The 11,865-nt window shown below is 34.9% G+C and carries 10 protein-coding genes and 1 tRNA gene; 1 reads left to right on the top strand and 10 read right to left on the bottom strand.

Annotation, left to right across the window (positions count from 1 at the left end):
* Nucleotides 1-8: 8 nt before the first annotated feature.
* From ORI89_RS07055 to ORI89_RS07080, 6 genes are all read right to left on the bottom strand, one after another.
* The gene (locus ORI89_RS07055) at nucleotides 9-437 is read right to left on the bottom strand and encodes a hypothetical protein (protein WP_268229742.1); all 429 of its coding nucleotides are present in this window, start codon (nucleotides 435-437) and stop codon (nucleotides 9-11) included.
* 395 nt (nucleotides 438-832) lie between these two features.
* Nucleotides 833-2,122 carry a serine hydroxymethyltransferase gene (glyA, locus tag ORI89_RS07060; RefSeq protein ID WP_268229743.1) on the bottom strand — a complete coding sequence of 430 codons (1,290 nt, stop codon included), beginning with the start codon at nucleotides 2,120-2,122 and terminating at the stop codon, nucleotides 833-835.
* A 105-nt stretch (nucleotides 2,123-2,227) separates the two neighbouring features.
* On the bottom strand, nucleotides 2,228-2,968 hold the full coding sequence (locus ORI89_RS07065; RefSeq protein WP_268229744.1) for a YggS family pyridoxal phosphate-dependent enzyme: 741 nt from the start codon (nucleotides 2,966-2,968) through the stop codon (nucleotides 2,228-2,230).
* A gap of 62 nt (nucleotides 2,969-3,030) precedes the next feature.
* Nucleotides 3,031-3,100 (bottom strand) — tRNA-Cys (locus ORI89_RS07070).
* A gap of 124 nt (nucleotides 3,101-3,224) precedes the next feature.
* Nucleotides 3,225-4,085 (bottom strand): pyridoxal kinase, encoded by an 861-nt coding sequence (gene pdxY, locus ORI89_RS07075; RefSeq protein WP_268229745.1) that lies wholly within the window; start codon nucleotides 4,083-4,085, stop codon nucleotides 3,225-3,227.
* Nucleotides 4,072-5,208, bottom strand: coding sequence for an aspartate aminotransferase family protein (locus tag ORI89_RS07080; protein WP_268229746.1), 1,137 nt, complete (start codon nucleotides 5,206-5,208; stop codon nucleotides 4,072-4,074). The genes pdxY and ORI89_RS07080 overlap by 14 nt, the downstream gene beginning before the upstream one ends.
* A 239-nt stretch (nucleotides 5,209-5,447) precedes the next feature.
* Between ORI89_RS07080 and pdxR the strand changes: the two genes are divergently transcribed.
* Nucleotides 5,448-6,872, top strand: a complete 1,425-nt coding sequence (gene pdxR, locus ORI89_RS07085) for a MocR-like pyridoxine biosynthesis transcription factor PdxR (protein ID WP_268229747.1) — start codon at nucleotides 5,448-5,450, stop codon at nucleotides 6,870-6,872.
* Nucleotides 6,873-6,892: 20 nt separating this feature from the next.
* Here pdxR and ORI89_RS07090 read toward each other — a convergent pair whose 3' ends face one another.
* The 4 genes from ORI89_RS07090 to ORI89_RS07105 all read right to left on the bottom strand — a co-directional run bounded on the left by ORI89_RS07090 (nucleotide 6,893) and on the right by ORI89_RS07105 (nucleotide 11,857).
* The gene (locus ORI89_RS07090; protein ID WP_268229748.1) at nucleotides 6,893-7,774 is read right to left on the bottom strand and encodes a bile acid:sodium symporter family protein; all 882 of its coding nucleotides are present in this window, start codon (nucleotides 7,772-7,774) and stop codon (nucleotides 6,893-6,895) included.
* Nucleotides 7,774-8,712, bottom strand: coding sequence for a polysaccharide deacetylase family protein (locus ORI89_RS07095; RefSeq protein WP_268229749.1), 939 nt, complete (start codon nucleotides 8,710-8,712; stop codon nucleotides 7,774-7,776). The genes ORI89_RS07090 and ORI89_RS07095 overlap by 1 nt, the downstream gene beginning before the upstream one ends.
* Nucleotides 8,712-10,088, bottom strand: coding sequence for a PhoPQ-activated pathogenicity-related family protein (locus tag ORI89_RS07100; RefSeq protein WP_268229750.1), 1,377 nt, complete (start codon nucleotides 10,086-10,088; stop codon nucleotides 8,712-8,714). The genes ORI89_RS07095 and ORI89_RS07100 overlap by 1 nt, the downstream gene beginning before the upstream one ends.
* A 104-nt stretch (nucleotides 10,089-10,192) precedes the next feature.
* Nucleotides 10,193-11,857 (bottom strand): SusD/RagB family nutrient-binding outer membrane lipoprotein, encoded by a 1,665-nt coding sequence (locus ORI89_RS07105; protein ID WP_268229751.1) that lies wholly within the window; start codon nucleotides 11,855-11,857, stop codon nucleotides 10,193-10,195.
* Nucleotides 11,858-11,865: the final 8 nt, after the last annotated feature.

The following is an 11,865-nucleotide window of genomic DNA, read 5'->3' on the forward strand; positions in this document are numbered from 1 at the left end:
TTTTTAGATTATTTATTTTGGTTTCTAAGGCTAAAAAGAATTAAAGCTGTAGTTATGATGAATACAATCGCTCCAAGAATTAATAGGTTAATGGCTAATGTAAGTGAATGATGTTTGATTTGTACAGAAACTATATTTGACCAATTATCACCTACTTTCCTTACACGATAATAATAAGTTCCATTCTTTAATCCTGATATAAAGGTACCAGTATCGTTCCCATCATATCTTTTTTTCGGTTGAGTGAAGCTGGGAGTATTAGCTTCCTGAAGTTCATAATTTTCCAAACTATTTTGCCCACTAACAGTCCAGTCTAATTTGACTACACCTTGTTTGGTTTCTGTGCCGTTGGCTATTTTTAAATCCGGTATCTCAGACCGGACACAATACGGTAATAACGCCAGAAAAATAGCGATTAATAAATATGTTTTTAGCATCCTATTAGTTGTAATAAAATAAAAAAATTATTGCTGGCAGAAGGTTTTTAAACCGGGGCCAACACCCATGAATTTGTAGAACGTATTACAAAGGTTGAGGTTATCTATTAAAATTCCAAAAAAAACAGGGATTATTTCAATAAATAAAAAATAAGAATATTTTAAAAAATACAAACTTATATATAAACAGGAAGCATTATCCAATTAGTTTTACTGATATATTCTTAAAAAACATATCAGTAAATATTATATCTACTTGAAGACTGTGGCTTTTCTCTACATAAAAAAGTGTCTTATCTAATAATTAGACAAGACACTTACGCATTACATAAATTGTTATGACAATGATTACAACGGAAATATCTCTTTAAAAGTTAAATTCCCAAAATATCTGATTATGATATACGACCTGACATGCAAAACAATGGTAAATCTTGCATCATACTATTCACCTGTTGTTTGGTTTCTCTGATTATAGTTTCATTACTAAAAGAGCTCAATACTTTATCAACGAAGAAAGCAACTTGCTTCATGTCATCCGTGTTTAAACCTCTAGTAGTAGCTGCCGCTGACCCTAGGCGAATACCTGAAGTTTGTAAAGCCGACTTCTGATCGAAAGGAATCATATTTTTATTTAAAGTAATACTAGCCCGTTCTAAAACTCTTTCAGCCTGACTCCCAGTCATTCCTTTTGTCGTAAGATCAAGGAGCATTAAATGATTATCTGTGCCACCTCCAACAACACGATAGCCCAAGTCTATAAATGACTCTGCCAGAACTTTGGCGTTATGCTGTACTTGCTGTATATACAGCTTGTAATCATCAGTAAGTACTTCTCCTAATGCAACTGCTTTTGCAGCGATAATATGCATAAGCGGGCCTCCTTGATTTCCTGGGAAAACTGACATATCTAATAGATTAGACATCATTCTTGGCTGACCTTTTCTATCCATAAGCCCAAAAGGATTTTCAAAGTCTTTACCCATTAAAATTAATCCTCCGCGAGGCCCTCTCAATGTTTTGTGGGTCGTGGTGGTCACAATATGACAGTGAGGAACAGGATCCATAAGCAACCCGGTCGCTATTAAACCGGCTGGATGAGCAATATCTGCAAGTAATAATGCTCCTACAGCATCGGCTATTTCTCTAAATTTTTTATAGTCTATAGCTCGGGAGTATGCTGTTGCTCCTGCAATAATCAGTTTTGGTTTTTCGCGTTCTGCAATCGACTGTATCTCTTCATAATCTAATAGATTATTATCGATATCCACTCCATAAAAACTTGTCTGATACAGTTTTCCAGAAAAATTAACTTCTGCACCGTGTGTCAAATGCCCCCCATGGGTAAGATTAAATCCTAATATCTTATCACCAGGCTTCAAACACGCCGACAAAACAGCCGCATTTGCCTGGGACCCCGAATGCGGTTGAACATTTGCGTAGGCCACTCCAAAAACTTCTTTAGCTAGATCAATTGCTAACTGTTCTACTTGATCAACAACTTCACATCCCCCGTAATATCTTCGCCCGGGATATCCTTCTGCATATTTATTCGTTAAAATTGAACCTGCTGCGGCAAGAACACCCTGACTAACATAATTTTCAGAGGCAATAAGTTCAAGCCCTTGTTTTTGTCTTTGTTGCTCATCTGCAATCAAACCCGAAATGTGTAAATTGATATCCATCGTCCTCCTTTGTTTTTTTATTTTCGACAAAAGTATCGGATATCTGCTATACATACCTGATACAGTTTTAAGATTAACAACTGGTCCAAGAAAATATGCGATAACTTACTTTATCTTTTTTGCTTCATTCCAATAATAACTATCCGGATAAATACGCTCTCCAAAAATAGCTGTACCTACCCGTATAATAGTTGCCCCTTCTTCAATAGCAATTTCAAGATCATTACTCATACCCATAGACAGCTCGTCGAGCTGAACCTGAGGAATATTTAACGCTTTAGCTTGCTCTTGTAAGCCTTTTAATAATCTAAAGCACTTTCTTACTTTTTCTGCTTCAGCACTAAACAAACCAATGGTCATTAATCCTTTTATTCGTAAAGCTTCTAGTCCTGCAATTTGTTCTATTAAAGGAATTAGGTCTTCTGGCCTAGCTCCAAATTTACTTTCTTCATACGATGTATTAGCCTGCACAAAGACGTCCATTGTTTTGCCTTCAAAAAGCAAACGCTGATTTAGCTTCTCTGCTAATTCAAACCGATCAATCGACTGTATACATGCAACGTCATACTTTAAAATATCTTTAATTTTATTAGATTGTAAATGACCAATAAAGTGTTTCGTATGCTGTGTCGATTTTAAGACTTCATATTTCTCTTTAATCTCCTGCACCTTGTTCTCCGCTATTAATAGCTCACCGCACTCGAGAGCTAATTTAATTCGATCAGCAGGCACTGTTTTAGTTGCTAGTAATAATTGCACTTCTGATCTTTGACGTCCACTTCGTAAACAAGCTGCTTCAATACGCTCATTTATAATATTAATATTATGTTGAATAGTATCTTTCATTTTATCGTAAAATTATGCTGTCAATGTATGCTGGTGCTATTATTGAATTATAAACGTTAAAGAGGTCGGGAATGGATTCGAACCATTGTAAAGAGTCTTGCAAACTCTTGCCTTCCGATCAGCCACCCGACCTATTGAAAAAATATCTTTTTAAAACGCCTACGCTTAAATTAAAAATTGTAAAACAGAACCTTAATACACTGCTAAATTAAAGACTTAAATCATACCATAAGTGATACAGTTCATGAAAACAATACTAGTCCAGAAATCTCCTATCTTGATTTTTCTCAAAGGCATAACACAAAGCAGCCGCATTAATTTCAATAATTTTATGTTCATTTACATATTTGAGCACATCTTTTACCAAAGACATTGCTTTGGGGATAGCATCCTGTAATTTATATCTTCGTTCTAAAAAAGCTGATAAACAAGCGTTAAACAAATCCCCCGTTCCAACGACCTCAATAGCTATACGTTCACTTGAAAAACGTGAAATTTGACCATTTTCTATCAAAATAGTTTCTACGCTACCTTTTTTAATATCAGATAGTTCTGCACTTGTTAGAACAATCTTTTTACCATAAAAACGTTGATCTTGTATCAGATAAGCTCTTAATTGTTCCTCAGTCGAAATGGTCTTTCCTAATAGGTATTCCAGCTCAAAATGATTAGGGGTTAACACATCTGCTAAAGGCAATAAACTCGCGATAGATTGCTGAACGACTATTTCATCAATATATAATCCTCCCGTCCGAGTGTCACCAAAGACAGGATCATAAATATAAAAAGCAGAAGTATTATCCCTTCGCCACTTCTCTAAAAAAGAAGCGGTTAACATAATCAGATCGATATTATTAATATAACCGGTTAATGCAATATTTATATGTTTATATACTTTGGAAACCTGTATTCCTTTAATAAGGTCTGAAAATAACTGCACTGACGTTGAATCTCCGTAATATTCATTTTCATCGGCATGGGTTGAGAACAGAACAGTAGGTAACATAACAACATCTATACCGAAGCTTTGCAAGGTGAAAACTGCGGTATTATTGCCAACAAAGCCAGTAGCAACTAAACTTTGAATAGATAATATATATTGTCTAGCGTGATGCATCTTCGATTACTTTTTTAAGTTTGCTAATAAATATATCTGTCAATTCTTTGGTAAAAGTTAAAGCTGGCAATAAACGTAAAGTATAATTACCAGAATAGCCCGTAAATACATATTCATCAACTAATAGTTTATGTCTTAACTGAATGATGGGATAATCAAAATCGACACCGATCATAAGACCTCTTCCGCGAACAGCAATGACACCTTTAACATTGAGTAACTCACTCATTAAATAATCACCTACTTCGGCAACATTATTGACTAAACCTTCATCTTCCAAAACATCTAAAACCGATAAAGCAGCAGCACAGGCTAAGTGATTACCGCCAAAAGTTGTACCAAGTTGACCAACTTTGGCTTCAATAAATGGACTGATTAGCGTCGCAGCCATTGGATAGCCATTTGCAATACCTTTAGCAACTGTTATTAAATCAGGTTTGACTCCTGCATATTGATGAGAGAAAAACTTACCGCTTCGCCCATAACCAGATTGAATTTCATCCACAATTAACATCGTTCCTGTCTCTTTACAAGCTTGTTGAAGCTCTTGCAAAAACAAATCATCTGCCACATAAACACCAGCTACCCCTTGAATAGCTTCAATAATAACTGCACAAAATTCATTTGTTTTTAAAAGTTTACGAACACTATCAATATCATTAAATGGCATAAAAACTACCTTATCACTTTGATTAATTGGAGCACGCAAAGCCTCGATATCCGTAGCAGCAACAGCTGCTGAAGTACGTCCATGAAAAGATTTTGAGAATGCAATCACTTGAGATCTACCCGTATGAAATGATGCTATTTTTAATGCGTTTTCATTCGCTTCAGCGCCCGTATTACTAAAAAAAATCTGATAATCTTCATAGTTCGATAAAACACCTATTCGATGGGCTAAAGTACTTTGCAAGGAATTTTCAATAGTATTTGAATAGAACGCCAGAGCATGGAGTTGCTTAGTAACCTCTGATACATAATGCGGATGACTATGCCCGATAGAAATAACACCATGCCCTCCATATAAATCTAGATAAGAAAAATTCTTATCGTCATAAACATAATTACCCTTGCCACGCACTAAATTGACTGGTAATTTTTCAAATACATCAAACAACTTCATAATTATTATCTTTTAAAACAAAATACAGTAGAACTTTCTTTCTCTTTTAAGATCACGAATCTCGTACTTCAAAACTTAATCATCATAGTCCAGTAAATAAAAAATAATATAGTCCACTAAAAGTATCTCTTTACACAAATTCATGTCATAATTGTTTCGAGATGAACAACGAAGTAAGATAATTATACTATTTTTGGACTAGTAATATATCGAAAAAACAAACAAAACCACTAATCCAGATGTTGAGACCTTGGAATTTAGAAATTACGTTAAACAAAGCTGATTCAAAAGCCATTTATTTACAAATTGCAGATGCTATAATTGCAGATATTATTTCGGGAAGACTTCAAAAAGGAACCGCATTGCCCGGTAGTCGAAGCATGGCCATAAAACTAGGTATTAATAGAAACACGGTAGTTGAAGCCTTAAACATTCTAATAAACGAAGGTTGGTTAATTCCACAGGAACGAAGAGGAACTTTTGTCGCAGATATTTTACCCATTGAGACAATAAAAAACAAGAACAAACAGTCTAAAAGAAAAGAAAAAGAAAATAATAGGCTTATCCGTATACGTTTTGATGACGGACATCCTGATAGTAAAATCGCCCCAATTGATGAACTTGCGAGAGCTTATAGAGATATTTTCAAACGTAAAGCACGCTGGAAAATGATGGGCTATGCCGATGAATATGGAGATCTAGACTTTAGAAGTGCTATTGTCAAAATGTTAAACCACGAACGAAATATGCAAGTTGACGAGTTTAATTTATGTATAACTCGCGGTAGCCAAATGGCTATGTACCTCATAGCGCATAGCCTTTTAACAAAAAATGATTCTATTATTGTAGAATCTCCTGGGTATCAATCAGCATGGCAGTGTTTTGAAAATACAGGTGCCACCCTGATACCAATCGCGGTCGATAATAAAGGATTAAAAATCGATCATCTAGAAAAGGAATTAAAAAAGAACAATACAGTTAAGGCTATTTATATCACACCACATAGACAATATCCAACAACAGTAACAATGAGTCTATCTCGTCGTATGGAATTGATAAGACTTGCTAAACAATATAATTTCACTATTATCGAAGATGATTATGACTATGAGTTTCATTTTGGTCATCGTCCGTTACCACCAATTTCATCTTATGAAAGCTTATGTAATTTTATTTATGTAGGCACTCTAAGCAAAGTAGTAGCTCCTGCTCTCCGGATGGGCTATCTGGCAACAAAAAATAAAGATACTTTAGAGAAAATTGGACAGCTCCGAAAAATAATAGATATACAAGGAGATAGCATTATGGAAAAAGCTGTGCTAGAACTGATGAATAACGGCACGATTCAACGTCACATAAAAAAAGCAACAAACTATTACAAACAAAAGAGAGATTTCCTTATAAGTTTATTTAAAACACATCTTAATGATCATATTGATTTTCATATCCCTGAAGGTGGTCTTGCTGTTTGGTTATGGTCTAAAAATAATATAAACTGGATGGATACTTTAGCAAAAGTCGAAGAAAAAGGTATTCATATTCCTTTACCTACTTATTACAACAACAGTAAAATAGATGGTATAAGGCTCGGTTATGGATCACTTACTAATGAAGAAATGGAAGAAGGGATCCTAATTTTGAAAGAAGTATTAAATGATTTCTAACACTTCTTTCAAAAAATTAATTATTCTTTTACTACAGGTTCAAGAGTATTTTTTTTAACGTTAAATAGATAACCAAATAAGAGTGCGGTGAAAAACATAATAATACTATAAATAGCAGCCGGAATACTTACTACACTATTGCCAATGACAATTAAAGCTATATAAATAGCTAAGGTACCATTATGAATCCCCACTTCCATAGCAATAGCCATAGATGAGCTTTTGTTAATAGAAAAGATTCTTGCCATAAAATAACCAAGCATAAGACTCAAAATATTAAAGGACAAAGCAGCTAATCCGGCTTGTTTAAAATAAACGACAATATTTTGTTTTTCTTTATATATAGCACCTACAATAATTAAAACTAAAAAAATAGCAGAAAGAATTTTCACCATACCTGCTATTTTTGTAGTCATTTTTTTTGATTTACTGTTTACCCACATGCCTATTGAAACAGGAATCATAACTATTAAAAAAACCTCTATTACTTTACTTAATTGTAAAGGAACGACTTCATGAAGATGCATAAAGTGTTGTATTGAAAAATTCACTATAAGAGGCAGTGTAAATAGAGCTAAAACACTATTTACCGCTGTTAACGTAATGTTCAATGCAACATTACCTCCAAAAAGATGACTGTATAAATTGGCTGTTGGACCACCAGGCGAAGCCGCTAAGAGCATTAAACCTACCGCTAGCTCAGGAGATAGACCGAATAGATAGATCAAACCAAAGCAAGCAACTGGTAAAATTAACAATTGGCAAAATAAGCCTACAAAAACTGCCTTAGGGTACTTATATACTCTTTTAAAATCATCGATTGTTAAGGAGAGCCCTAAACCAAACATGATAACTCCCAACGCAATGGGCATAAGAACACTCGTCAATATATTACTTTCCATTAGTTCTTATTATTTATTGTATTACGCTGTAAATCTCGAAGTTCACGATAACTGATTATGTGAACATTGTTTTGTTTTAAAGCATTTCTAACAGCTTCACTGGAAGTAAAAGCATTTAGTTCCTCGGCTCTCTTTTTCCAACTATTAGTAATTGCCTTTAACTCATCGCTTTCGGTGGAAGCATGCAAATAAAGCTCTGTTACTCCTACTGAAAGGTTATTGATAATATTTACCCAAAAACTTTCGACATCAGTACTATTGTAATTTTCCAATTCTTCATAAACTAGAAAGTCTGGAAATATAAGTCCTTTTTTTTCGCAAATATTTCTCAAGTCTCCCATTTTAAATCGTTCATGTGTTGACTGAGAAGCCATTCTTAAAGGGAGGTTAAAATCGACAGCTAATTGTATATATTTTTCAAGATATTTAGGATGCAATTGAAAAGTGCCCATATGAGAGTCTATATGAGTTATATCTAGGCCGTAATCCAGTGCCTTTTGGATTTGTGCTTTACCTTCTAAGTAAGCTTCCTCGGGTTTAGCATGTTTATAGACATCTCGCACTCCTGCCCATAATTTCCCATTTTCATCAAGTAAAGACGAAACCTCTGAGGATGGAGCAACACTTCCCCACTTATAGCCTTTCCATTCAGAAGTTAAAGTCAGATGAACGCCGAAGCTTTTCTTTGGATTTTCTAAAGCATACTTTACCATAGCAGGACTCCAGTCGCAAGTAAACATAATTGTTGCTGAAGATAACAAGCCATTCTCCATCCCTAAAATTGTTCCTTGATTGGAAGAATAACACATACCAGCGTCATCATTATTAATAATCAGCAATTTAGCATTCGCATCATATCCAAGGCACTCTACTAATGTCTGTGCATGGGCGCTATAGACTGAAACACTTACGAGTAATAGTACATAAAAAAAATTCATTACATTATTCCATTTGAGTCCATTAAAAATATTCTAGAACTAACAGTATAATAACCATCTATGGGATGTTTATATTTAAAATCCACATAAAATGCTTTGTAACCTCCCATAGGTTTCTTCTGATCAACTTTCAACTTTTTATTCGCAACTTTTTGATCAACTAATTCCCATTTTGCTTTTCTTAAATCACGACTACGAGATTCTGCTTGCCAAATATCAAACCCTATCAATTCATCAGTTGTAAAGTGAAATTCCACACTTGATTTCTTACTACTATTTTTATACTTCCAGTTTATAACCGGCAGCTTTTTATCATTTGCAGTAGTTGCAAAGAAGGCACTCAACGCTTCAACAGTTGTTTCTCTGCCACCTAAACTATGACCAACATTAGGCACATAATGTAAAACATTATCCCCCGGAATATCGCTCAAATAGTTTTTAACATTATCCACTACCCAATATTCATCATTAGTGCCCATAAATAACATCTTAGGCATCGTTAGAAACTTTTTGTACGAATATGGATCCACCATAGCTGTTATTTCTTGTCCGGAAGCACTTTGTGCGCTTTGGGGTATTCCTAAATTTACATAATCTTGAATCTGTATACTATAATCACCCCAACTTTCGATTTGATACTGAAGACTAATGGGCATATTCAAAATATCAATAACCATTGGCGCTATAGCTTTTACACGTGTATCACTAGCACCAGTTAGCCATGTTGTCCAACCTCTTTTGGAGGCTCCTGACACAACAAAATCATCAACTATGGTTACTTTTTTCTCATGAGACAATTCTTGCATCACATCCATAGCTTTTACCGCACTTTTTACCATGGGGAACAACAAAGGCCACTCATAGTCTTTATCCTGTTTATAGTTGTGCAATGTGTATGAGATCAACTCATCTTCAGTTTTACTGCCATATAAAGGTTGATTAGGAGTTTGATGTAAAATCGCAGTGATAGCATTGTTCTGTATTGCAAAAACTCCGAAAGCCTTACTTAAACCATCTTTTTTAATATTTGTAAAACGAGGCTCTCCATCTTCATTACGTCCACCTGTTATAAATAACATAGCCGTTTTTTGTTTTACATTATTAGGAATAATGACAGTTAATTGGTGAGTCCAAACAATATTCTTCCAGGTTTGGGAAATTAACTTTATATCGTAAACAATTCCTTGAGGAAGGATGATAGAATCCTGGACAGACCATTTATAACTATTATCTTTATTATTAAGATATGATTTTAATGCTGTTTCGGGTGTTATGTTTTGTTGTCCGTAAGCATTCTGTATCCATAAAAAAGAAACAATTATTACATAAAAAACCAAATGCTTTTGCTTATTTATACTTACACCTATTTTTCTCATTTTATAATTATTTTATCTGATTACTATTAGCATTGTGTTATCGATGCATACAACGTTCCAGCACTAGATCGATAACTTATATCTTTGATTTAAAAAAATCACTATTACCACGGTTTACCCGTTCCTTGCAGTACCCATGGTTTTGACCAGGCGCTGTTTTTTCCGTCGCCTCCAAAATTAGAATAACTTGTAACCTCCAATCCTTCGATCGCCTTTAAAGCATTCTCTTTATTCAAATTCAATTCATCATTCATATAATAGAACCTGACAGGTAAAACAGATCCTTTAGCATTTACTCCAGGGGTTAATTTTGGAAAACCCGTTCTTCGATAATCAAACCAAGCTTCTCCTGCCGCACTCCAGCTAGCTATCCATTTTTGATCGATAAGTTGTTCCAAACTGCCTTTATATACAACACTTGGCTGACTCATATAAGCTAGAATATCACCGCCACCAATTCCCCAAGAGGTTAAAGAAGCTTGTAATGCTTTTTCATAATAATCTTTAGAAGACGCCCCGACAGACCAACCTTTTAATGCGGCTTCAGACAAAATAAATAAGACTTCGCTAGCGGTCATCAACCGCACTTTTAACAAGGAATGGGAAGTATTGGTGTATATATCATTAAGCCATGAAACATGTGGATTATCTGCGGCCTGAAGAGCACTTGGACTTAAATTGTAACCTTGAGGAATTTCCAAAGCAGGAGGTAAACCAATATAATCTTTATTTTGATTAATATCCTCTAACTTAACATTCATACTTGCTAGTTTATCTGGCGATATAATACGTTCTCCACTCACAATTATATCAGTACCCTGAGGAGCATTTGGATCTATAACAATAGGGGTTTTGACACGTGCAGCCCAAACTGATAAACGCGGGTCAGATAATGTTCGCAACCGCTCTACCAATGTAGCACACATTTTTATACGTCGAAATCCGGACATATTAGAATCAAACTTTATATTAGTAATCCAAGAAGCAGTAGGATCTGTACCAGGGAACCCCATCATAGCATCATCCTTCGCATCCATAATTACTGGATATTTTGAGGGGTCGTTCATTATCTCCTCTATACCTTTTTTCGAAAAATCGGGTAATTTGTACGATAAACGCATATAAAAGCGTAATAAAAGTGAGTTTGCTAACTTGCGCCATTTCGTAGGGTCGCCACCATAATAAATATCTGCTGAGCCTGGATCTGCACTGTAATCATTTCTGTTTTTTGATAAAATATCATTAGCCTCCTTAAGTTCCTGAATTACACCTCTATAAACATCTTCTTGCTTTGTAAATTCAGGAAAGGTATTTTCATTACCTCCAAGATCAGCTTTCAACGAGCTCGTATAAGGAACATCTCCCCATAAATCGGTCATAAAACCAAAAAGCATAGCTCGCATAGTTATCGCAATGCCTTTATGTATTTCATACCCCAATTCTTCAGATCTTTTATAAACGAGCTCATTGTCTCTTAACATGTCATAATAATGCGACCAACTCTGACTTCCATTCCAGTCATATTCATTATGTGCGCTCCCCCACCCATCTTTTTGAGTGTGCTGCATTAAGCCTGCGAATATATCATCAAAATGAAGGCTCATATGGTTTTTACCAACATTTGTTAATACAGTTGTCATCACCATATTCGGATGTACTGTTTTTGGATCCGCTCCATTTGGATCAACATTCATTTCAAGTAAATGATCCTTACAACCTGTAAACTGCACAAGTATGAAGGCTAGTATCACGTGAATTATCTTTTTCATTATCGCAC

This window comes from Sphingobacterium sp. UT-1RO-CII-1, from assembly GCF_026711005.1.
Lineage (GTDB): Bacteria > Bacteroidota > Bacteroidia > Sphingobacteriales > Sphingobacteriaceae > Sphingobacterium.